Annotated in this window: 25 protein-coding genes; 22 read left to right on the top strand and 3 right to left on the bottom strand. The window is 43.7% G+C overall.

Features of this window, described 5'->3' with window-relative positions:
• Positions 1-6 precede the first annotated feature (6 nt).
• From IRB79_RS00450 to hxlA, 11 genes are all read left to right on the top strand, one after another.
• Positions 7-963: a sugar kinase gene (locus IRB79_RS00450; RefSeq protein WP_243506235.1), complete on the top strand. Its 957-nt coding sequence runs from the start codon at positions 7-9 to the stop codon at positions 961-963.
• 10 nt (positions 964-973) lie between these two features.
• On the top strand, positions 974-1,519 hold the full coding sequence (hxlB, locus tag IRB79_RS00445) for a 6-phospho-3-hexuloisomerase (RefSeq protein ID WP_243506233.1): 546 nt from the start codon (positions 974-976) through the stop codon (positions 1,517-1,519).
• A 10-nt stretch (positions 1,520-1,529) separates the two neighbouring features.
• A complete protein-coding gene (gene allD, locus IRB79_RS00440) occupies positions 1,530-2,540 on the top strand; it encodes an ureidoglycolate dehydrogenase (protein WP_243506232.1) in 1,011 nt (336 codons plus the stop codon).
• Positions 2,541-2,568: 28 nt separating this feature from the next.
• Positions 2,569-3,573 carry a TRAP transporter substrate-binding protein gene (locus IRB79_RS00435; RefSeq protein ID WP_243506231.1) on the top strand — a complete coding sequence of 335 codons (1,005 nt, stop codon included), beginning with the start codon at positions 2,569-2,571 and terminating at the stop codon, positions 3,571-3,573.
• Positions 3,574-3,651: 78 nt separating this feature from the next.
• Positions 3,652-4,146 carry a TRAP transporter small permease gene (locus IRB79_RS00430; RefSeq protein WP_243506230.1) on the top strand — a complete coding sequence of 165 codons (495 nt, stop codon included), beginning with the start codon at positions 3,652-3,654 and terminating at the stop codon, positions 4,144-4,146.
• On the top strand, positions 4,143-5,417 hold the full coding sequence (locus IRB79_RS00425) for a TRAP transporter large permease (protein WP_206840777.1): 1,275 nt from the start codon (positions 4,143-4,145) through the stop codon (positions 5,415-5,417). Before IRB79_RS00430 ends, IRB79_RS00425 begins: the two co-directional genes overlap by 4 nt.
• A gap of 11 nt (positions 5,418-5,428) precedes the next feature.
• The gene (locus IRB79_RS00420; RefSeq protein ID WP_243506229.1) at positions 5,429-6,448 is read left to right on the top strand and encodes a zinc-binding alcohol dehydrogenase family protein; all 1,020 of its coding nucleotides are present in this window, start codon (positions 5,429-5,431) and stop codon (positions 6,446-6,448) included.
• Positions 6,449-6,459: 11 nt separating this feature from the next.
• Positions 6,460-7,095 (top strand): bifunctional 2-keto-4-hydroxyglutarate aldolase/2-keto-3-deoxy-6-phosphogluconate aldolase, encoded by a 636-nt coding sequence (locus IRB79_RS00415; RefSeq protein WP_243506228.1) that lies wholly within the window; start codon positions 6,460-6,462, stop codon positions 7,093-7,095.
• Complete coding sequence (gene uxuA / locus IRB79_RS00410) at positions 7,092-8,153, top strand: mannonate dehydratase (protein WP_243506227.1); 1,062 nt, start codon at positions 7,092-7,094, stop codon at positions 8,151-8,153. The genes IRB79_RS00415 and uxuA overlap by 4 nt, the downstream gene beginning before the upstream one ends.
• Before the next feature lie 11 nt (positions 8,154-8,164).
• The gene (locus IRB79_RS00405; RefSeq protein WP_243506226.1) at positions 8,165-9,004 is read left to right on the top strand and encodes an SDR family oxidoreductase; all 840 of its coding nucleotides are present in this window, start codon (positions 8,165-8,167) and stop codon (positions 9,002-9,004) included.
• Between the two features lie 91 nt (positions 9,005-9,095).
• On the top strand, positions 9,096-9,722 hold the full coding sequence (hxlA, locus tag IRB79_RS00400; RefSeq protein ID WP_243506225.1) for a 3-hexulose-6-phosphate synthase: 627 nt from the start codon (positions 9,096-9,098) through the stop codon (positions 9,720-9,722).
• Positions 9,723-9,761: 39 nt separating this feature from the next.
• Here the strand turns inward: hxlA and IRB79_RS00395 are convergent, their stop codons facing one another.
• A complete protein-coding gene (locus tag IRB79_RS00395) occupies positions 9,762-10,283 on the bottom strand; it encodes a DUF2529 domain-containing protein (RefSeq protein ID WP_243506223.1) in 522 nt (173 codons plus the stop codon).
• Between the two features lie 217 nt (positions 10,284-10,500).
• Here IRB79_RS00395 and IRB79_RS00390 point away from each other — a divergent pair, with 217 nt between their 5' ends.
• From IRB79_RS00390 to IRB79_RS00350, 9 genes are all read left to right on the top strand, one after another.
• Complete coding sequence (locus tag IRB79_RS00390) at positions 10,501-10,878, top strand: response regulator (protein WP_175502221.1); 378 nt, start codon at positions 10,501-10,503, stop codon at positions 10,876-10,878.
• A gap of 254 nt (positions 10,879-11,132) precedes the next feature.
• Positions 11,133-11,990 carry a class II fructose-bisphosphate aldolase gene (locus IRB79_RS00385; RefSeq protein ID WP_019380596.1) on the top strand — a complete coding sequence of 286 codons (858 nt, stop codon included), beginning with the start codon at positions 11,133-11,135 and terminating at the stop codon, positions 11,988-11,990.
• Positions 11,991-12,183: 193 nt separating this feature from the next.
• Entirely contained in the window at positions 12,184-12,828 is a 645-nt protein-coding gene (gene fsa, locus IRB79_RS00380; RefSeq protein WP_243506221.1) for a fructose-6-phosphate aldolase, read from the top strand.
• 531 nt (positions 12,829-13,359) lie between these two features.
• Complete coding sequence (locus IRB79_RS00375; protein ID WP_243506219.1) at positions 13,360-14,646, top strand: UDP-N-acetylglucosamine 1-carboxyvinyltransferase; 1,287 nt, start codon at positions 13,360-13,362, stop codon at positions 14,644-14,646.
• A gap of 147 nt (positions 14,647-14,793) precedes the next feature.
• Positions 14,794-15,756: a class II fructose-bisphosphatase gene (glpX, locus tag IRB79_RS00370; RefSeq protein ID WP_009332282.1), complete on the top strand. Its 963-nt coding sequence runs from the start codon at positions 14,794-14,796 to the stop codon at positions 15,754-15,756.
• 405 nt (positions 15,757-16,161) lie between these two features.
• Positions 16,162-17,430: a transcription termination factor Rho gene (rho, locus tag IRB79_RS00365; protein ID WP_113882361.1), complete on the top strand. Its 1,269-nt coding sequence runs from the start codon at positions 16,162-16,164 to the stop codon at positions 17,428-17,430.
• Between the two features lie 162 nt (positions 17,431-17,592).
• Complete coding sequence (rpmE, locus tag IRB79_RS00360) at positions 17,593-17,805, top strand: 50S ribosomal protein L31 (protein WP_009332279.1); 213 nt, start codon at positions 17,593-17,595, stop codon at positions 17,803-17,805.
• A 204-nt stretch (positions 17,806-18,009) separates the two neighbouring features.
• Positions 18,010-18,630 (top strand): thymidine kinase, encoded by a 621-nt coding sequence (locus tag IRB79_RS00355; RefSeq protein WP_009332277.1) that lies wholly within the window; start codon positions 18,010-18,012, stop codon positions 18,628-18,630.
• 288 nt (positions 18,631-18,918) lie between these two features.
• Positions 18,919-19,359: a putative periplasmic lipoprotein gene (locus tag IRB79_RS00350; protein ID WP_243506217.1), complete on the top strand. Its 441-nt coding sequence runs from the start codon at positions 18,919-18,921 to the stop codon at positions 19,357-19,359.
• A gap of 30 nt (positions 19,360-19,389) precedes the next feature.
• On the opposite strand, the gene IRB79_RS00345 is transcribed toward IRB79_RS00350, so the two are convergent.
• Complete coding sequence (locus IRB79_RS00345; protein ID WP_243506215.1) at positions 19,390-20,352, bottom strand: DMT family transporter; 963 nt, start codon at positions 20,350-20,352, stop codon at positions 19,390-19,392.
• 11 nt (positions 20,353-20,363) lie between these two features.
• Positions 20,364-21,017: a GntR family transcriptional regulator gene (locus IRB79_RS00340; protein WP_243506214.1), complete on the bottom strand. Its 654-nt coding sequence runs from the start codon at positions 21,015-21,017 to the stop codon at positions 20,364-20,366.
• 215 nt (positions 21,018-21,232) lie between these two features.
• On the opposite strand from IRB79_RS00340, the gene prfA reads away from it, so the two are divergent.
• Together prfA and prmC are read left to right on the top strand one after the other, a co-directional pair.
• Positions 21,233-22,306: a peptide chain release factor 1 gene (prfA, locus tag IRB79_RS00335; protein WP_243506213.1), complete on the top strand. Its 1,074-nt coding sequence runs from the start codon at positions 21,233-21,235 to the stop codon at positions 22,304-22,306.
• A gap of 7 nt (positions 22,307-22,313) precedes the next feature.
• Complete coding sequence (gene prmC, locus IRB79_RS00330) at positions 22,314-23,168, top strand: peptide chain release factor N(5)-glutamine methyltransferase (RefSeq protein ID WP_243506212.1); 855 nt, start codon at positions 22,314-22,316, stop codon at positions 23,166-23,168.
• The last annotated feature ends 76 nt before the right edge of the window (positions 23,169-23,244 follow it).

The following is a 23,244-nucleotide window of genomic DNA, read 5'->3' as shown; positions in this document are numbered from 1 at the left end:
AAAATAATGTCATCACCATTCAAAGTTTTAACAATCGGAGATGCCATGATAACACTGAACCCAGCTGTAAAAGGGCCACTAAGATATGTCACCCAGTTTGAACGCAAGGTGGGCGGTGCAGAACTTAACTTTGCCATTGGATGTGCAAGGCTTGGGTTAGGCAGCAAGTGGATTAGCCGGCTGGGGGAAGATGAGTTTGGCAGAGTCATATATAACTTCGCTCGGGGAGAGGGCGTAGATGTATCGGGTGTAAATTTTGTAAGCGGCTGCCCAACATCACTTAACTTTAAGGAAATCAATGAGGATGGATCAGGCAAGACATTCTATTACCGGTATAACTCGCCTATTTTAACTTTGACACCGGATATGATTCAGGAAGAACAGTTTGAAAATGTAGATCTTGTCCATCTTACAGGTGTTTTCCTTGCTATTGATCCAAAGAACATCGAAATTGCCGCAAAAGTGATTGAAGCTGCAAAACAAAAAAAGATTCCAATCTCCTTTGATCCAAATATCAGACTGAAGCTTTGGTCGATTGAGGAAGCGAGAAGAGCGTATAAAGAAATTCTTCCGCATGTTGATATCCTGCTGACTGGATTAGAAGAGATCAGGTTAATAAGCGGGATGGAAGAAGAAGATGAACTTGCGCTATTTGCCAGAGAATATGGCATCAGAGATTTGGTCTTAAAGGATGGCGCTAACGGATCAAAGCTATTCCGGGATGGCGATTGGACACGGGCAGAGAGCTTCCGTGTGACTCCAGTTGATACAGTCGGAGCCGGAGATGGATTCGATGCGGGATACATTTATGGCTGGCTGAACGGTTTCAGCAAGGAAAGGCTGCTTCAATTTGCTAATGGCGTAGGCGCCCTGGTTACAACCGTCTCAGGAGATAATGAAGGTCTTCCTTATCTAAATGAAGTAAACGCATTTATCAATAATGACCTTATTGTTGAAAGATAAGAGGTGGACAATGGATACGATTCTTACAATTCTCAAAGAAATGAGAGCAGTATGCTCACATGTCGATAAGAACGAATACGAATCTTTCGTAGCACTCTTAAAGAGTGACGCTCGTTTTTTCTTTACTGGAGAAGGTCGTTCAGGCTTAGTGGCAAGGGCGATTGCCATGCGTCTTATGCATAGCGGAAAAACGGTCTATGTTTTGGGAGAAACAACAACACCGGCCATTCAGAAAGACGATATATTAATCGTTTTATCTGGCTCAGCCAAAACAGGACAGACAATAAGTTTTTCTGAAAACGCCTTCAGGGCGGGGGCAAAAGTATTTTTAATAACCACTAATAAAGAGGCGGTTCATCAGTCGTGCTTTACTGGGGGAATGCAGATTCCTGCAGCGACTAAATACCGCCTTTCAGGAGAGCCGGTTACGATTCAGCCGCTTGGAAATCAGTTTGATCAGGCCGCCCATCTTATCTTAGATGCTGCAATTATTGATAGTTTATCAGAAAGAAATTCGAACGAAGAAATGGTCAAGAAACATACCAACCTGGAGTAGGGGGATCATTATGTCTACTGTGACAATTCATCATGAAGAAGCTGAGAAGCTAGTAGTGCAGAAATTAACAGGTGCAGGCTTAATACATGAACATGCAGAAAAAGTTGCGGAAATCCTGGTTCATGCGGATTTAAGAAATGTTAACTCACATGGTGTACTTCGTACTGAACATTATGTGAATCGTCTAAATGCGGGAGGAATCAATCCCAATCCGGAGATTACATTCAATAAGACCGGTCCTGTGACAGGTGTCGTTGATGGGGATGACGGATTTGGACACGTCATTGCAGATGAAGCCATGAATCATGCCATCCAAATGGCAAAGGAAAATGGTGTGGGAATGGTAACAGCCATTAACAGCAGCCATTGCGGTGCACTTAGTTATTTTGTTCAAAACGCGGCAGAGCAAAACCTGATTGGAATAGCAATGACTCATACCGATAAGATTGTCGTGCCATTTGGAGGCAAAGATGCTTTCCTTGGGACCAACCCAATTGCCTATGGCGTTCCGGCAAAAACACAAAAACCATTCATCCTGGATATGGCAACATCGAATGTAGCTCTGGGGAAAATCCTTCAATATAAAGAGGAAGGAAAAGAAATTCCAGAAGGATGGGGTGTGGACGAGAATGGGGAAACCGTAACAGATCCTTCAAAAGTCGTTTCACTTTCTCCGTTTGGGGGGCCTAAGGGCTATGGGCTATCAATGATTGTCGACATCTTCTCAGGTTTGCTTGCAGGTGCAGCTTTTGGGCCGCATGTAGCCAAGATGTATGGAGACCTGGATAAGAAGAGGAAACTTGGCCATTATTTCTGTGCAATTAATCCGGCATTCTTCACGGATGCAGAAGCATTCCTGGGAAATATGGATCAAATGATGGCAGAAATCCGTCAGGCACCTCCAGCTCCCTGTTTTAAAAGTGTTCTTGTGCCAGGTGAAATTGAACAAATGAATGAAGAAAGAAATCTCGAAAAAGGGATAACAATTGCTTCAACGGTACATCAGTTTTTAACAAACTAAATCCATAGAAAAAAAGGGGAGAAAAACAATGAAATTTAAGTGGTTATCCGGTGTTTTAGCTGCGACTTTGATGCTTAGTGCCTGCGGTTCGGGCGGTTCTAATGGGGCAAGTGGCGAGAAGCAAGAGGGAGAAGTAATCAAGTGGAAGTTTGGCCACTTGGCAGATGAGAATCACATTTGGCATAAAACAGCTGAGGAATTTGCAGATCTGGTTAATGAAAAAACAGACGGGCAAATTGAAATTCAAATTTTCCCGAATAACTCTCTTGGCGGAGAAACAGATACAATCAATGCCATTCAGGCGGGTACAGCTGACATGGTCATTTCAGGGGAAACCATGCAAAACTGGGCACCTAAAGCTGCTTTAATGGCAGTACCGTATGCCTTCCGTGATCTTGACCATGTAAAAACGGTTGTAGAAGGGGAAATCGGTGAAGAAATTGAAAAGGAAATCACTGAAAAAGTTGGCTTGACTCCTTTGTATTATCATACACGTGCTCCACGTAACTTGACTTCAAGTGAGCCTATTGAGTCACCATCTGATTTGAAGGGATTCTCAATGCGTGTGCCAAATGTTCCATTGTTCCTGAAAGTCTGGGAAGCCGCAGGCGCTAAGCCGCAGGTTATGGACTTCAATGAAGTATTTACTGGCCTTCAGCAAGGAGTTATTAAAGGACAGGAAAACCCTGTGGACTTAATCCAGAGCGGCGGTTTGTATGAGGTTCAAAAGTATGTGAATCGTACAGAGCATGTTTATTCATGGATTTATATCCTAATTGGCAACAAGCAGTTTGAGGCCTTGAATGATGAACAGAAAAAAGCTGTGACAGAAGCAGCTGCAGAAGCCCAGGCATTTGGAGAAAAACTTTATGATGAAGAAATTTCAAAAATAGAGTCTGAGCTTGAAAGTGAAGGAATGGAGTTTGTTGATGTTGACCAGGATGCCTTCCGTGAAAAAATGCAGCCTGCGATTAAAGATAGCCTTAAGCCAGAACAGTATGAGCTTTATGAAAAAATTCTAGAGGTAGAATAATAGTCTTATTGGAACAAGTTAAAGGCACCGCTGACTATTTTGCCAGCAGTGCCTTTAATTAAAGGAAGGAATGAAAAAATGAAGATTCGAATTTGGCTTGACCGAATATTAGCCTTCTTGACTGTTATGAGTTTTTCAGGGGTTATTATCGTGGTTACCATCCAAATCATGTCGCGCTATCTTCCCTACACAGCAATTTGGACGGAAGAGCTTACGCGATATTTGTTTATATACTCCATTTGCTTTGGGGCACCGCTAGCTTTGCTTCGAGGCGAGTTTATTAATGTGGATCTGATTCTCACAAAAATGTCACATGCTATTCGCCGCTATTATGAAATTGGAATTTATTTGCTGATTATATTGTTAAGCGGGGTTCTCGTTAAAGAAGGATGGTTCTTTACACAGCTAGGAGGAAACCAGACTTCAGCTACAATGCCTTTTCAGATGTCGGTAATCCACGCTGCAATATTTATCATGAGTTCATTTTTATTATTGTATTCAATTGTCAAAATCATTAGGCTAATTCGAAATGAAGAAGACTTTAATTCACAAATGGGTGGTGGGGAGCTATGATGGCAGCCATTTTGTTTTTCTCGTTCATAATCCTGATATTCCTAGGCGTGCCAGTAGCATTCAGCCTTGGCCTATCTTCACTTTTTTATTTAATACTGGCTGATATCCCGTTAAGCATCATTCCGCAAAAAATGTTTGGAGGACTAAACTCCTTTGTTTTGCTCTGTATTCCCGGGTTTATTCTGGCAGGAAACCTAATGAATGCTGGCGGTATTACAGATCGCATCATTCAGTTTGCAAATAATTGCTTCGGCCATATCCGCGGGGGCCTTGGCTTAGCGAATGTAGGATCCTCGATGGGATTTGCAGGCATTTCAGGTACAGCATTGGCAGACACAGCCAGTATAGGAGCTATTCTTATTCCTGCGATGAAAAAAGAAGGGTACGGAGCAGGTTTTTCTGCAGCTGTAACGGCATCTTCATCAACGGTTGGCCCGATTATTCCTCCGTCTCTTCCAATGATTATCGTGGGGACACTTGCGTCAGTATCTATTGGCGATCTGTTTTTGGCTGGTGCTCTGCCAGGGATATTACTTGGCCTGGGATTAATGATTCCAACCTATATCATTTCTGTTAAAAGAAATTATCCCAAAGGGGAAAGAAAGTCATTAAAGGAAATATGGAAAAGTTTCACTGGAGCGTTCTGGGCACTATTTATGACAGTTATCATTATGTATGGAATTCTCGGAGGCTACTTCACACCGACTGAAGCTTCAGTCATTGCAGTATTGTATGCCTTTGTCATTGGAATCTTCGTTTATAAAGAGCTTCCAATCAAAAAAATCCCGGAAATTATGCTCTCTTCCATGACAGGTACGGCTTCTATCATGCTTCTCGTAGGCTTTGCCAACCTGTTTGGCTGGATTATGGTAAGTGAACAAATTCCTCAAATGGTTGCAGATGCGATTCTGGGGATCTCTTCAAACCCAATTGTCGTTATTCTATTGATTAACTTGCTGCTGTTGTTTGTTGGAACGTTCATGGAGACGATTGCGGCTCTAGTCATCCTATTCCCGGTGTTATTGCCAGTAGCGGCTTCCATCGGTATGGATCCGGTTCAATTTGGTGTCATGATGGTATTGAACCTTGTTATTGGCCTTGTAACGCCTCCGGTTGGTGTATGTCTATTCGTAGCATCACAAATTGGCAAGATCTCAATTGGGAAAACAGCAAAAGAATTACTGCCATTTTTAGGTGTCAGTCTGGCAGTCTTAATGCTTGTGGCTTTTGTGCCGCAAATCTCACTGTTTCTTCCAAGTTTATTTGAATAGGGGGCAGTAAAATGAAAGCAGTTCAAATTCCAAGTGCAATGGAAATGGAAGTTATTGATATAGAAACACCAGTTATAAGCGATCCCGATGAAGTCCTGGTGAAAGTGAAAAGGGTCGGTATATGCGGTTCTGATATGCATATTTACCATGGTACAAATCCACTTGCCACTTATCCAAGAATTGTTGGCCATGAAGTGGCAGGAGAAGTCGTTAAAGTCGGGTCAAATGTTTCAGGAATAAAACCTGGTGACCATGTTGTAGTGGAGCCAATCCGCTACTGCGGAGAGTGCTACGCATGCCGGAAAGGGCGCCCGAATGTATGTCAGTCTTTATCTGTTTTTGGTGTTCATGAAGATGGAGGCTTGCGGGAATTCTTTGTACTGCCTGAAAAACAGCTTCATGTTGTGAATTCATCTTTAGAATGGGATGAAATCGTATTGGCTGAACCCTACACCATTGGAGCTCAGGCTGTGTGGCGCGGGGCTGTTGGAGAAGGTGATACTGTATTCATTCAGGGAAGCGGCCCGATAGGCATATGCATTTTAAAAATGGCGAAGCTGCAGGGAGCAAGAGTCATTATCAGTGATTTGAAGCAGGAGCGACTAGCATTTGCAAAAGAAAATGGGGCAGATGAAATTATTAATGCATCGGAAGAGTCTGTAGAAGATCGGGTATTGGAATTGACAGATGGTGAAGGACCAAATGTTGTGATTGATGCAGTATGTCTGCCTTCTACCTTTGAGCTTGGCGTAAATCTTGTATCGCCTGCTGGCACGGTAGTTGTGCTGGGGTTTGATGAACGGCCATCATCCATTCCGCAGCTTCCAATCACTAAAAAAGAAGTAACCATTGTTGGCTCAAGGCTGCAGACAAACCAATTTGAAAAGGTTGTTTCTTTACTCAATGAAAGAAAGCTTCAATCAAACGGGTTTATCACCCACCAGTTTTCAATTAGTGAAGTGAAGGAAGCATTCCAATATGTAGAGAACAATCCTGACCAGGTTCGAAAAGCAGTTATTGTTTTCGATTAAGGGGAGATTAGATGAACTTAAAAATAGAGAAACTTAACCAGCTAATAGAATCAAAAGTGGTTGCAGTTGTGCGCGGAAAAACACCTGAAGAAGCGATTGATATTTCTGAAGCAGCCATTGAAGGCGGATTTCGTGCTATTGAAGTGACTTATACTACACCTGAAGCGGAAAAAGTGTTTCAGACTTTAAGAGGTTCAGACGGTGTAATCGGGGCTGGGACAGTTCTGGATTCGGAAACAGCCCGTCATGCCATTTTAAATGGGGCGGAATTTGTTGTTAGTCCGCATTTTGATAAGAATATAGCCTTGCTTTGCAATCGATACAGCATTCCATATCTTCCTGGATGCATGACCATAACTGAAATCATGACAGCTCTCGAATATGGCTGTGACATTGTAAAGCTGTTCCCGGCTAATCGTTTTGATCCATCATTTATCGGTGCAGTCAATGGTCCCCTGCCACAGGTACGCATCATGCCCACTGGCGGGGTGAATTTAGATAATGTCGGTGCGTGGCTTGATGCTGGCGCTGTCGCAGCCGGCATTGGAAGTGACTTAAACAAGGCATACAAAGCTGGCGGGAAAGAATCAGTAAAAGCACTTTGTGGAAAATATGTCGAAGCGACTAATGGAGGCGGCGGAAAATGAATATGACCTTTCGCTGGTATGGAAGGGATAATGATACCGTAACTCTTGAACAAGTGAAACAGATTCCCAATGTGAAAGGAATCGTTTGGGCCCTTCACAGGAAACCTGTCGGGGAAGTTTGGGAGACAGACGAGATTAAATCTGAAATTGAGTTTATAAAGTCCTTTGGGTTTCATGCAAATGTGGTGGAAAGTGTTAATATACATGAATCTATTAAGCTGGGAAACAATGAAAGGGACTTATATATAGAAAATTATAAGAAAACCATTCGGAACCTGGGTGAACTTGGGGTAAAAGTTATATGTTATAACTTCATGCCTGTCTTTGATTGGACGCGGACTGACTTATACCGCGCACTTCCAGATGGCTCAACGGCATTATTTTATGAAAAGAACAAAGTGGAAAATCTGGATCCGCAGGATTTAATCAAAACGGTTTCCGAGGCTTCTGATTTGACTCTTCCTGGCTGGGAGCCGGAGAAAATGTCCCGGATTAAAGAGTTATTTGCAGCGTATCAGGATGTAACTGCAGAGGACTTATGGGACAATCTGGGCTATTTCCTAAAGGAAATTCTGCCAGTGGCAGAAGAAGCAGGCATCAAGATGGCTATCCACCCGGATGATCCGCCTTGGTCCATTTTTGGCCTGCCGCGAATCATGACCGGAGAAGAAAGTCTGCAGAAACTCCTATCTATTTCCGACTCTCCCTCCAACGGCATTACATTTTGTACGGGTTCTCTAGGGGCTAATCCGCAAAATGACATGGTTGACCTGGCAAAAAAATTTGCAGGAAGATCACCATTTGCCCATATCCGGAATGTAAAAATATTCGAGAATGGTGATTTTATTGAGACTTCTCATTTGACTGCAGATGGTTCAATCAATATTAAAGGGGTCGTCAAAGAGTTATCCGAGATTCAATATGAGGGCTACGTACGTCCTGACCACGGCCGGCATCTTTGGGGTGAAGACTGCAGACCGGGATATGGATTATATGACCGGGCTCTTGGAATCATGTATCTTCACGGATTATGGGATGCCTATCAATCTGAGAAATAAGGAGAATGCTAATGTTTCCAATACATGAAAATTTAAATGGAAAAACAGCTGTGATTACGGGCGGAAGCGGAGTGCTTTGCTCGGAAATGGCCAGGGAGCTCGCAAGGCATGGTGTGAAAGTGGCGATTCTTAATCGTACGGCAGAAAAGGGAGCTGCGGTATCGGCCGAAATTGAAAAAGCAGGGGGAACAGCGATTGCTGTTGCAGCAGACGTCTTAGATCGTGAATCCCTGGAAAAAGCAAGGGAAGAAGTGATCAGCCACTTTGGGCAGGTAGATATATTAATTAATGGAGCAGGCGGGAATCATCCGGATGCCATTACTTCTTTAGAAACCTATAATGTGGAGTCTTCTTCTGAAAAGTCCTTCTTTGATATGGATGAGAAAGGCTTCTCCCAAGTATTTGCCAGCAACTTTACAGGGACTTTTTTAGCCAGCCAGGTTTTTGGCAAAGAACTGCTAAAGCAGGAATCACCTATCATTATTAATATCTCATCAATGAGTTCCTACTCGCCAATGACAAAAGTGCCTGCTTATAGTGCAGCCAAATCAGCCATTAATAATTTTACAATGTGGATGGCTGTACATTTCGCAGAAACAGGGTTGCGGGTAAATGCAATTGCTCCGGGCTTTTTCTTAACAACTCAAAACCGCAATTTATTATTGAATGAAGATGGTTCCCATACGGCCAGATCAGAAAAAATTATTGCTCATACACCAATGAAAAGATTTGGCCAGCCAAAAGATTTACTTGGTGTGCTGCTGTGGCTTGCTGACGAAGAATATTCTGGTTTCGTAACGGGTGTTACGGTACCAGTTGACGGCGGCTTTATGGCATACTCAGGAGTTTAATATGAAAAATAAGGCCACAGGAAGTATTCCTGTGGTTTTTATTTCAGGCTGCTTCCTTATAAAATACAATTCTAAAAGAAGGAGAATAGAAGTGAAAATTCAACTTGCACTTGACCGCTTAACCGAGCAGGAATGTTTCCGTATCGCAGATGAAACTTGTGAAAATATCGATTGGATTGAGATCGGGACGGGCGTTATTAAAGAATATGGTATGAAGATAGTTCGGGAAATGAAGGCTGCTTATCCAGAAAAAACAATTGTGGCGGATATGAAAACTTGTGACGCAGGAAAACATGAAGCAGAACAGGCCTTTAAAGCAGGGGCGGACGTTATGACTGTGATGGGCTTTTCACATAACAGCACGATAAAACAGGCATTAGAGATTGCAAATGCCGCTAATAAAAGAATTATGATTGATCTGCTGGGAATTAAGGACGCCAAAAGAGTTAAGAGCCTATATGATTTGGGGGCGGACTTATTTTGTCTCCATATAGGAAAGGATATGCAGAAAGAGGGTTCTATAGCGGATCCCGCTTTATTCAGGCTTGTTAAAGGGTTAAATGATATCGAAGTCGCTATTGCAGGCGGGATTTCAGAAAAAACAATCGGAGAATTGAAGGATAGTATTGCCGATGTAGTCATTATTGGAAGTGCCATTACAGGTAATCAAGCACCAAAAGAAGCCAGCTCAGCAATAAGGAACAAACTAAAAAAATGACAGCAGCCCCCAAAATTGGGGGCTGCTTCTGCTCATCTATTATTCATACTCCGCCAAAATCTCTTCAATCGTAAACTTAATTCCATAATAAACAAATAAAGCAGCCATGGAAGCCGGATAGCCGAAGCGGTTGCCTTCTTCATCAGGAAGAAGCCCTTTAGCAAGCTTCAAATCAATATGGACATCGGCTAAATCAGCGATGTTAACATTGTTTTCCGCCTTAACAGTGCTCACTGCCACAAAGGGAATTCCTTTTTCAGACAAAGATTTTGCCAGAAAGGCTGCGTCTTCGTCATCTGAATGTCTTGAGAAGATGATTACTCTGTCTGTTTCTGAGACTTCCTCATCACTTTCCAAAATCGCTGCATCTCTAAGCGGTTCCTGGCTTTGAACGGCTTCATAGCCAATCGCAGCCATTTCTTTTGTACCGTAAATATATATTTTCCCATCACCGGCGGCAGCCTGAGCCAATAGGCGTGCACTGTCCTCTATGGAAAACTCTTCCTTTTCCTGAAGTCTTTTAAACAAGCCTGTCAGCTGGGTAGAAAACATCTTAAGCAAATTATTTCACTCCTTCGGTCACTGCACTTAGCGGTTCTATTATAGTGAAAAGGGAGGAAAAGGTAAAATATTCACATTTGAAATTGCAAATACCAGCAGGAATAATCATGTTTCACAGAGAAATTAGCTGTAGGAGAATGTATAGTTAAGTGACCTGCAGTCATAATTCAGTATGGTTTTAAACCTAAGTGCTTTTAATACGACAGGAAGAGGTGGCTTGATGAAAGGGAAAATATTAATTGTAGATGATCAGTTCGGAATCCGTATTTTGCTTAATGAGGTACTACAGAAAGAAGGGTACGACACATACCAGGCTGCCAATGGAGTCCAGGCTCTCGACATTGTTTCCAAGCATTCGCCTGATCTTGTTCTTCTCGACATGAAGATACCGGGAATGGATGGGATTGAAATTTTAAAAAGAATGAGAGTGGTGGATAAAGATATCCGCGTCATTATCATGACTGCATATGGCGAACTCGATATGATTCAGGAGGCCAAGGATCTGGGTGCTCTTACTCACTTTGCGAAGCCATTCGATATCGATGACATCAGGGCAGCGGTAAAGAAATATTTGCCTGTGCCTAACTCGAAATAAACCAAAATTAACCGTTTTTAACCTGAAATTCCATCGCTATAAAAATGATAGCGTTTGCTTTATGACAATTAACAAAAACGCTCTGGAATAATGGCTTTTCTAAGTCCTTTTTGGTATGATAACAGATGAATTCCAAAGGATCGTCTCTGTTTAGCGGACTATTTTAAGGGTACATATTCGATAGTGTTAAGGGGAAAACTTTAACAGTATTTAGTCTGACGAACTTAAACGATTATCAATAAGGAGGAAGAAAAATGCCTTTAGTTTCTATGACTGAAATGCTTAATAAAGCAAAATCAGAAGGCTATGCAGTAGGTCAATTTAACTTAAATAACCTTGAGTTCACTCAAGCTATCCTGCAGGCGGCAGAAGAAGAAAAATCACCGGTTATCCTTGGTGTTTCCGAAGGTGCTGCACGCTACATGGGCGGTTTCAAAACGGTTGTAAAGATGGTTGAAGGACTGCTGGAAGATTACAAAATTACCGTTCCAGTGGCTATCCACTTAGACCACGGTTCAAGTTTTGATAAATGTAAAGAAGCGATCGATGCAGGCTTCACATCCGTTATGATCGATGCTTCTCATGATCCATTCGAACAAAACGTTGAGACTACATCTAAAGTAGTTGAATATGCACATTCAAAAGGCGTTTCAGTAGAGGCGGAGTTAGGAACTGTCGGCGGACAGGAAGACGATGTTGTTGCTGATGGCGTTATTTATGCTGATGCTAAAGAATGTGAAGAGCTGGTAAAACGCACAGGCATCGACTGCCTTGCTCCAGCACTAGGTTCTGTTCATGGCCCATATAAAGGCGAGCCAAACCTTGGCTTTGCTGAAATGGAAGAGATCGGAAGCCTTACTGGTGTTCCTTTAGTTCTTCATGGCGGAACTGGAATCCCAACAAAGGATATCCAAAAGTCTATCTCTTTAGGAACTGCAAAAATCAATGTAAACACTGAAAACCAAATTGCTTCTGCAAAACGCGTTCGCGAAGTATTGGCAGCAGATACAGAAGTATACGATCCGCGCAAATACTTAGGACCAGCACGCGAAGCGATTAAAGAAACTGTAATCGGCAAAATGCGCGAGTTTGGTTCTTCAAACAAAGCATAATTAATATCATTGCATAAGAAACCGCTTCTAGATTTAGGGGCGGTTTCCCTGTATTTTATCAGGAGGTTCACTGAGTGCCTGCTGCGGAATTTCTGCATACAATTGTAAGGCTTTACAGAATCACAACTTTATTTAATAATACATAGATATCCGCAGCATTAATTATCAAAATATTAAACAAGGTGGGATTATTATGAAGTTTTTCATCGATACAGCAAACATGGACGAAATTAAAGAAGCATACGCCCTTGGGGTAGTAGCAGGAGTAACAACCAATCCATCATTGGTGGCAAAGGAAAAGAATGTATCCTTCCCTGACCGTCTTCGTGAAATCACGGACTTGGTGCCAGGCTCAGTAAGCGCAGAGGTTATCGCCCTTGATGCTGAAGGCATGATTAAAGAAGGAAGAGAGCTTGCGGCGATTGCACCGAACATCACAATCAAGGTGCCAATGACACCCGATGGCCTAAAAGCAGTAAGTGCTTTTTCAAAAGAAGGCATTAAAACAAATGTAACTTTGATCTTCAGTGCAAACCAGGCGCTGCTTGCTGCAAGAGCAGGTGCTACATACGTTTCTCCTTTCCTTGGACGTTTGGACGATATTGGCCATAACGGTCTGGATCTCATTTCCACAATCGCAGAAATCTTCGCGATTCATGACATTGATACAGAAATCATAGCAGCTTCCATCAGACATCCTCAGCACGTGACGGATGCAGCATTAAGAGGAGCCCATATTGCGACAGTTCCTTATAAAATCATCCAGCAATTATTCAACCATCCTCTGACAGATAAGGGAATCGAAGCGTTCCTTGCAGACTGGAACTCAAGAGGATAATGCTTTCTTCGGAAAAATAACTCTAGGAAACTGGCTTTGTTTATTTGTACTTTGAGAGCTGTCTAGCGCAAGCAGCCTACCCCCTCGAGGTGTCGGGGGTGGGCAAGGCGCTTGCGCTTTTCTTGAGCAAAGCCAGCCCCTTCACTTGTACCCCGGCTTTTAGTGCTTCTTTCTTAATTTTAACTTTTTTTGAATACAATACATGAGATTTGATTTTTCGTGTAAACTATAAGATAAAGATAATGTCGGAATCTGTAAAAAACATATGGAAAATTGTTCCTTATTCATCTTGCAATGTTGCAAAATGCAGATACATGATAATATGTAAGTGCATATTTTCCCAAAGACTATTTTTCCGATATTAAAAAAAAGACAAGCCTATTTGGTTTCTTATAGAAGCTGGGGCTATTTTCTGGCGGAATTGGTTAGAAAAGTAGTGTGTAGCCTTTGCTGTAAGGGCTATCAATTTTTTAAATATTGAAGTCAAATATCAGCATGTATGTTTAACAACGGCTTAGAAGGGAGTTACAAATGGAAAAGCTAATGATTGCAGGCGGATATCCATTAAAAGGAACAGTCCGGATCAGCGGAGCGAAGAATAGTGCAGTAGCATTGATTCCAGCTACCATTTTAGCGGAATCGCCTGTGACAATTGAAGGTTTACCGGATATTTCGGATGTACAAATTCTAAAAGATTTGCTTGAAGAAATAGGGGGCACTGTCGAATTTTCTGAAAATGATATGACAGTTGATCCCTCTTCCATGATTTCCATGCCTTTGCCGAACGGAAAAGTGAAAAAATTACGCGCTTCCTATTATTTAATGGGAGCAATGCTCGGCCGATTCAAAAAAGCGGTTATTGGACTTCCTGGCGGGTGCCATCTGGGGCCAAGGCCGATTGACCAGCATATTAAAGGTTTTGAAGCTCTTGGCGCGCGTGTGACCAATGAGCAGGGAGCCATTTACCTTCGTGCCGATGAGCTTCGCGGAGCCCGTATTTATCTCGATGTTGTCAGCGTTGGGGCAACCATCAATATCATGCTTGCCGCTGTCAGGGCAAAAGGCAGAACAATTATTGAAAATGCTGCAAAAGAGCCTGAAATCATTGATGTTGCTACGCTTTTAACCAATATGGGTGCGAAAATCAAGGGTGCCGGCACAGATGTGATTCGCATTGATGGCGTGGATCATCTGCACGGCTGCCAGCATACGATTATCCCAGACCGGATTGAAGCGGGAACCTATATGATCGTTGGTGCAGCGGCCGGAGAAGGTGTGCTGATTGACAATGTCATCCCGCATCACCTTGAGTCCCTAATAGCAAAGCTTCGCGAAATGGGCGTTCAGGTTGAAACGAACGACGACCAGGTATTTGTCGGGCCAGCTGAGAAAATGAAAGCAGTGGATATTAAAACGCTTGTTTATCCTGGCTTCCCTACAGACCTTCAGCAGCCGCTGACTTCTCTGTTAACTGGTACAGAAGGGACAAGCATGGTTACGGATACCATTTATAGTGCCCGTTTCAAGCATATTGATGAGCTGCGCAGAATGAATGCCAACATTAAAGTGGAAGGACGCTCGGCGATCATCAATGGGCCAATTCAGCTTCAGGGCGCTAAAGTTAAGGCGAGCGATTTGCGCGCAGGCGCAGCACTGGTAATTGCCGGCTTGATGGCTGAGGGAGTTACCGAAGTCACAGGCTTAGAGCATATCGACAGAGGCTATAGCCATCTTGTTGAAAAGCTGAATGGACTTGGTGCCACAATCTGGCGCGAAGAAATGAGCAAAGAAGAAATGGAACAAATGAAGAACGCATAATAGAGAAACATCTTGGAATATTGACAGCTGACTGATAGTAACATCAGCAGACAAATACAAATTTAGGCGGGCAATGCGGTGCCGGCGGTAAAGAGCCGGTCCGCATTCGCCATGCTGCCAGCCTAAGAATCCGGGGAGGAAAAATCGATGGAAAGAAGTTTGTCAATGGAACTAGTTCGCGTAACGGAAGGTGCCGCTTTAGCATCAGCACGCTGGATGGGCCGTGGATTAAAAGATGAAGCGGATGATGCCGCTACTTCTGCAATGAGAGATGTATTCGATACTGTACCAATGAAGGGAACAGTCGTTATCGGAGAGGGCGAAATGGATGAAGCGCCAATGCTTTATATCGGGGAAAAGCTTGGAACAGGCTATGGTCCGCGTGTAGATGTTGCTGTCGATCCGCTGGAAGGCACCAACATCGTAGCATCTGGGGGCTGGAATGCATTAGCTGTTCTTGCGGTAGCTGACCACGGAAACCTTCTGCATGCTCCGGATATGTACATGGACAAAATCGCGGTCGGTCCTGAAGCGGTTGGACAAATTGATATTAACGCTTCTGTTTTGGATAATTTGAAAGCGGTCGCAAGAGCAAAAAACAAAGATATCCAGGATGTCGTGGCTACAGTGCTTAACCGTGAGCGCCATGAGCACATCATCAGCCAGCTTCGCGAAGCTGGTGCCAGAATTAAGTTAATCAATGATGGAGACGTAGCTGGAGCCATTAATACAGCTTTTGATGAGACAGGTGTGGATATCCTGTTCGGATCAGGCGGAGCACCAGAAGGCGTATTGGCAGCTGTTGCCCTTAAGTGCCTTGGCGGAGAAATTCAAGGAAAACTTCTTCCGCAAAATGACGCAGAGGCTGAGCGCTGCTTGAAGATGGGCCTCGATATTAATAAAGTCCTTCTTATGGAAGACCTGGTAAAAGGCGATGATGCCATTTTTGCTGCAACAGGCGTAACAGACGGAGAGCTTCTGAAAGGCGTGCAGTTTAAAGGCTCATATGGTTCGACCCATTCGCTTGTCATGCGAGCCAAATCAGGTACGGTCCGCTTTGTAGAGGGACGCCATAGTCTAAAGAAAAAGCCAAATCTTGTTATTAAATAATTTTCATAAAAAATAGAAGAAAATGAGAGCTGGCCATATGCGCCAGCCTGCTCATTTTCATTTCCTTCCTGCCATATTTTCCATATCAAATTTAGTTATTGATTAATTTTCATATTAAGGGGTAAAATAGAGATTGTTTTTTAAATGGCTCCAGCGTCTAACCCCTCGAGGGTCGGGCAAGGCGCTTGCGCTTTTCGAAGAAGAGGATACCTCAAAAATTTCAACCGAAAAACGGACAACAAACCGTTCCATTCCTCGAAACCTTTAATTAAGAACATAATGATAGATTCTTCAGCTATTTTCAGTGCCTCAAAGTATCTTTCCCTTTCCTTTCATATACCGTTCAATATTAATACAGCTGCATATGGAGGAAATGATTGAAAATTTCAAAAGTGTGGTGTAAAAATGGGTTTAAACATTTCAAGTTTAGAAAATATGAAGCTGAAAGAGCTTTATGAGCTTGCCCGTGAATATAAAGTTTCTTATTACAGCAAGTTATCGAAAAAAGAATTGATTTTTGCCATCCTAAAAGCAAGAGCAGAGCAGGAAGGCTACTTTTTCATGGAAGGTGTCCTGGAGATCATTCAGTCAGAAGGATTCGGCTTCCTTCGTCCAATCAACTATTCACCAAGCTCTGAGGATATTTATATTTCCGCTTCCCAGATCCGCCGTTTCGACTTGAGAAACGGAGATAAGGTTTCAGGAAAAGTCCGTCCTCCAAAAGAAAATGAGCGTTATTTCGGCCTTCTGCAAGTTGAAGCCGTGAATGGCGATGATCCGGAATCCGCAAAAGAGCGCGTTCACTTCCCTGGTCTGACACCTCTATATCCAAACCGCCATATGAAACTGGAAACAGGTACAAGACAGCTGTCTACAAGAATTATGGACCTGCTTGCACCGGTCGGATTTGGGCAGCGCGGTCTGATTGTTGCGCCTCCAAAAGCAGGTAAGACCATGCTTTTAAAAGAAATTGCCAATAGCATTACAACCAACCACCCGGAAGCGGAACTGATCGTGCTATTGATTGACGAGCGCCCGGAAGAGGTAACAGACATCGAGCGTTCAGTTGCAGGCGATGTGGTCAGCTCTACGTTTGATGAAGTGCCTGAAAATCACATTAAAGTGGCCGAGCTTGTTCTTGAACGCGCTATGCGCCTCGTTGAGCACAAGCGTGATGTTGTTATTTTAATGGACAGCATTACAAGGCTGGCAAGAGCGTATAATCTGGTTATTCCTCCAAGCGGAAGAACACTTTCCGGCGGTATTGACCCGGCGGCATTCCACCGTCCGAAGCGTTTCTTCGGTGCAGCGCGTAACATTGAAGAGGGCGGAAGCTTAACGATTTTGGCAACTGCACTCGTTGACACGGGTTCACGCATGGATGACGTCATCTACGAAGAATTCAAGGGGACAGGCAATATGGAACTGCACCTTGACCGCTCCTTGGCTGAAAGAAGAATCTTCCCTGCCATCGACATCCGGCGCTCCGGAACGCGCAAAGAAGAACTTCTTATCCAGAAAGATCACCTGGACAAGCTGTGGGCAATCCGCAAATCCATGTCCGATTCACCGGATTTTGCTGAAAAACTGCTTCGCAAGCTAAGACAGACAAAATCGAACGAAGAGTTTTTTGCTAATTTGGCAGAAGAAATGAAGGCTAAGCGTTCGCAATAAGATTTCATTTGGAAAATCTAGGATGCCGAATTCGCATATTGCAAAATATATATGGACTTGTTATAATGATGACAGTGTGTTTTTGAAGTTTACGGCAATTCATGATTGCCCGTAATATATAACTCTGTTTCGAATGATTCAGGGCGGAAGGAGATGAAAAGAATGAAATCAGGAATTCATCCTAACTATAAAAAAGCAATGGTGAAATGTGCTTGCGGTAACGAGTTCGAAACCGGTTCTGTTCAAGAAGAGATCCGCGTTGAAACTTGCTCTGAGTGCCACCCATTCTATACTGGACGTCAAAAATTCGCTGAAGCTGGCGGACGTGTTGACCGTTTCAATAAGAAATACGGCATTAAGTCAGAACAAAAATAATAAACAACAAAAACAGGCAAGTTAACTATCTTGCCTGTTTTTTATTGCGAAATAAGCCTTATTGGATATGAAGAAATGTTTTAAGGGGACCCTTTTTGCTTTAAAAAGCGCGAGTACAATTAAAATTAACAGCTCGACCCTTTCTTCATAAAAAAATGAAAACAAGCCATTCTATTAGTTAGAACGAGGAAGGAGAGGCCGTTCATGTACGTTATGAATCATCACGGATGGGTGGAAGTCATTTGCGGCAGCATGTTCTCCGGCAAATCAGAAGAACTGATTCGCCGTGTGCGCAGAGCTCAGTTCGCCAAACAGCAAATTGCTGTATTTAAGCCGCAGATTGATAACCGATACAGTGATGAAGCTGTCGTTTCACATAATGGAACTTCGGTCATAGCTAGACCCATTTCCCAGTCTACCGATATTTTTAAATACATTACAGCTGACATTGATTTGATTGCGATTGATGAAGTGCAATTTTTTGATGATGAAATTGTAAAAGTCATTCAGCACCTGGCTGACAGCGGACATCGTGTCATAGCTGCCGGACTTGACCAGGACTTCCGCGGGGAGCCTTTTGGGCAAATGCCTGCCATCATGTCGATAGCAGAATTGGTTACAAAGCTTCAAGCTGTCTGTGCCGTTTGCGGTTCACCTGCAAGCCGTACGCAGCGCCTGATCAATGGAAAGCCAGCTTCATATGATGACCCGGTTATTTTAGTTGGCGCATCAGAAGCATATGAACCGCGCTGCCGCCATCACCATGAAGTTCCCAAATCGCCAAATGTTCTAGACAAACATAAAACAACCGAGTTTTTATCATAATTTTATACTAAACGATCTCTCTGCCCTGGCGTATTCCGGGCAGTTTTTTTAATTTGGGTCTTTATGGCGCAGAAAACGGGAGACGAAATTAAAAATTTCACCCTGAGCGGCTCATGAAGCCGAAAAACGGAAGGGAAGCAGAGAAAAGGTCGTCATGAACGGCTCATGAAGCCGAAAAGCGAAGGGACGAAGAGAAATGGTCGCCATAAACGTTCATCCCAGCTCTGCCTTATATTGGACTGCACATTCCTCCTTATAGCGGACATGCTATAAAAAGGAGGTGCAGTAATGAAAAAACTTAGTGTTTTCCTTTTGATGCTCGCATTTCTGGCTGGCTGTGCCAACAATCAGGCAACTGAGAGTGAGTATGACCATGAGACCCAGGATGGAGTTTCATTTATAAATAATGATCTGGACCGCACCGAGGACAATGATACATTGGACCGGACGATGAGCGGTGAGCAGAACCCGAACTTTATCAATTTTGACGGCAAACGCCTGGATAATCAGGATGATATCGATCAGGCCCGCAGTGTGATTGCAGCTCACGAGGGGTATCGCCCAGGAGCTGTTTGGGTAAATGGAGAGGATATGTGGGTGACTGCATACAGAAAAGGCAATATGACCCATCAGGAAAAGATTGATTCACAGGCTCAATTGCATAAAGATCTCATTAAAGCTCTTCCGACTTATCACATTGAAGTAAAGGTTCAGGAAGACCGCACGTAAAAAATGCCCTGCTTACCCAGGGCATTTTTTTTACGCAGCCTTTCTTTTTAAAATGACTTTGTTCGAGGTTACATAACTGTGCAGCACCATGCCGACGATCACAAGTGCCATGCCTGTAAAAGAAATTCCAGACGGAAGGGGACTTGCCAGCAGCAACACTTCACCGAGAACAGCAAAAAGGACCTCGAGGGATTGAGTTGCTTCCACCGCCCCTAATTTGTGCATATTGCCGCGGACAAGGTCAGTGGCTGCAAAGAACAATACCGTGGCAAAGACGCCGGAAAATAGGGCGACTAAACTGGACTGAGTGACCTGGCCAAAACTGGGCATTCCGCTTGTTGTCAGGGCAGCTGCAGAAAGAATGACCCAGAACGGAAGACTGGCAATCGTCATTCCGAGCACACGCTGGTAGGCATCCAGCCGATTTTCACACACATCCATCATTTTGCGGTTGCCTAATGGATAGGCAAAGGATGCGATAATTAAAGGAATGATCACAAGCATCGTATCCCGAAATGAAATGGAGGAGGCATGCTCGACTTGCATCACAGCAACTCCAAGAAGAATGATCAGGCTCATCATCAGACCGCGAAATGGTACTTTTCCTCTAACCTTAACAGTTCCATTTCCAGTTTGATATGCAACAAAAAACAGTGGTGCAAGCAGGGAGCCGGAGATAATCGTAATCTGCCAGGTTCCGGCAATCAGCCAGCCGGGACCGTAGGCTGCTGCAAAACATAACGGGGCATAGAATAAGCCAAAGCCGACAAAGCTCCATAACAGCCATTGCCCGGGAGCTTTTTTCATTTCAGTAAATAATGGCCGCAAATTCCCTCTGAATGCTACAATGGCACCCAAAAGAGGAATCATGAAAAAATAGCGGAGCGATGCGCTCCATAGCCAGCTTCCGCCATCCATTTCCATTGCCCGGTTTAATACAAATGTGAAAGCAAAAAAGAAGGCGGAGCAAACGCCTAAAAGAATAGCCTTCATGCCAGTTCACCTCATTTCCCTGTTAATAGCCCGCCAAGACTCAGCCAGTTTTCCTCCACCAGCCTGGATGCCAGCTGCTCCTGGCCTTTCCTGCTGGCTTCCATGATTTTCTTATGCTGCTCAACAGATTTCAGCCCATTCAAAGATCCGAATTGAGCAATTTCCAGACGCTGAATTTTGGGCATAATCCTCTTTAATGCTGAGATAATTTCGGGATTATCTGCAGCAGAAAGATAAACCTCGTGGAAGGCTTCATCTGCTTTTACTGCACCAAGAATATCCTGTTTTTTCATGGCGGACTCCAGATTTTTATTGGCTGCCTCAAGCCTTGCAAAATCACTTGGCATTAAGCGGGGAACGCCAAGTCTGGCACCTAAAGCATGCAGGGAAGCTGCCACCGGAAAGGCGTGGCTTGCACCATCTTCATTTAGAGGAGTGACACGAGTGGAGGAGCCGGGCGTTGATACAACGAGCCCTTCATCCTCAAGCCTCTTTAAGGCTTCCCGGACAGGAGTGCGGCTGATCCCAAAGTCTTCTGCAAGCTCCTTGTCATGAAGGCGCGAACCAGGTTCAAATTCAAGCTCGATTATATTCTTCTTAAGTGTTTCGTATACTTCATCTCTAAGTGACAAACGTTTAATTGGAGTGATATTTTTATTTTTCATAAAACCAATATATCGGATATCACAAAAACCCGCAATGATTTTTCTGAAAATTTATTAACAGGGAGGAAGGCATCCTTATTCCGAATGGTTTTGACTGCAACAATCACCTATACTATAATTAGAATGTTATGGAGTTTCGGTTTTAAAAAAATGAAACTATACCCCGCTTGGACAATATCCGGCGGTTATTGGATAAAAAATTGAGGTGAATGGCTGTGTTTGATCGTCTTCAATCTGTCGAGGACCGTTATGAAAGATTAAATGAGCTTTTGAGCGATCCGGAAATTGTCAATGATCCGAAAAAGCTTCGCGAATATTCAAAAGAACAGTCTGGTATTCAGGAAACTGTTGACACATACCGCGAATATAAAGAAGTGAAAGAGCAGTATCAGGATGCGCGTGCCATGCTTGAAGAGAAGCTTGATGCAGAAATGCGCGAAATGGTAAAAGAAGAATTGGCTGAGCTTGAGGAAAGAAAAGAGGAACTGGAAGCACGTCTGAAAATTCTCCTCATTCCTAAAGACCCTAATGATGATAAAAACGTTATTATGGAAATCCGCGGTGCGGCAGGCGGTGATGAAGCTGCCTTATTTGCAGGTGACTTATACCGTATGTACAGCCGCTATGCCGAGACGCAGGGCTGGAAGATTGATGTCATTGAGGCAAGCTCTACGGGCGTTGGGGGCTATAAGGAAATTATCTTTATGATCAACGGAAATGGCGCTTATTCCAAGCTTAAGTTTGAAAATGGCGCACACCGTGTTCAGCGTGTACCGGAAACCGAATCCGGCGGGCGCATCCACACTTCAACTGCAACAGTAGCGGTTCTTCCTGAAGCAGAAGAAGTGGAAATTGAAATTCATGAAAAAGATATCCGTGTGGATACATTTGCTTCAAGCGGACCGGGCGGACAGAGTGTTAACACAACGATGTCAGCTGTTCGTCTGACTCACTTGCCGACAGGTACGGTTGTATCCTGCCAGGATGAAAAATCACAGATCAAAAATAAAGAAAAAGCGATGAAGGTTCTTCGTGCCCGTGTTTATGATAAGTTCCAGCAGGAAGCACAGGCGGAATATGACCAGCAGCGTAAATCAGCAGTTGGTACAGGAGACCGCTCTGAGCGCATCCGGACGTACAACTTCCCGCAAAACCGTGTAACGGATCACCGCATCGGTTTGACGATCCAAAAGCTTGATCAGATCCTTCAAGGCAAGCTCGATGAGGTTATTGACGCGCTGATCGTTGAAGAGCAATCTGCGAAGCTGGACAGTGCATCCAATGAGTAATCCAACTATGAAAGTATATGAAGCCCTCAACTGGGCTTCTTCTTTTTTAAATGAGTCAAACCGTGATGAGAATGCCGGTGAGCTGTTATTGCGGCATTTCATGAATATGAGCAGGACAAGCTTTTTGGCTAATTTACGCGAGGATTTGCATCCGGAAGTTCTGGATAAATTCCAGAAGGCAGTGCACGAACACGCGGCGGGCCAGCCTGTTCAGTATATCATCGGCTCTGAAGAATTCTACGGGCGCACCTTCCAGGTGAATGAAGATGTCCTTATTCCAAGGCCAGAAACGGAAGAACTGGTTTATAACGCCCTGCAGAAGATAAACAAGCTGTTCGGCTCTTTGAACGGGCTTGAAATGGCAGACATCGGCACAGGCAGCGGAGCGATTGCCGTTACGATGAAGCTCGAGAAGCCGGAATTAAATGTCACGGCCACAGATATCTACGGACCGACCCTTGAGCTGGCTGAGAAAAATGCAGAACAGAATGGCGCGGAAATTGATTTTTTTCAGGGAGACCTTCTCCAGCCTCTTATTTCAAAAGGGAAGAAATTTGATATCATTCTATCCAATCCTCCATATATACCGGAAAGGGATATCGAGTGGATGTCGGATATAGTCACTAAGCACGAACCGCACCGTGCCCTCTTTGCAGGAGAAGATGGACTGGATCTGTACAAGCGCTTTATGGAGGAATTGCCAGCTGTCATCAAAGACCGTGCCCTCATCGGCTTCGAGGTAGGTGCCGGCCAAAGTGAAGCAGTATCTGCACTCCTGAAGCAGGTTTTCCCGCAGGCAAATGTAGAAACAGTCTATGACATTAACGGCAAAGATCGGATGGTTTTTGCGGAAATAGAGTAACACAGCCGCCGGAATGGCGGTTTTTTATTAGGTGAGAGGGACCGCATCAGAATACTATAAAAAAATTTAATTTTAA

Source organism: Cytobacillus oceanisediminis (genome assembly GCF_022811925.1).
GTDB lineage: Bacteria > Bacillota > Bacilli > Bacillales > Cytobacillaceae > Cytobacillus > Cytobacillus oceanisediminis_D.
Note: the sequence above shows the minus strand (reverse complement) of the source record. Positions and strands in the feature narration are given on the sequence as shown.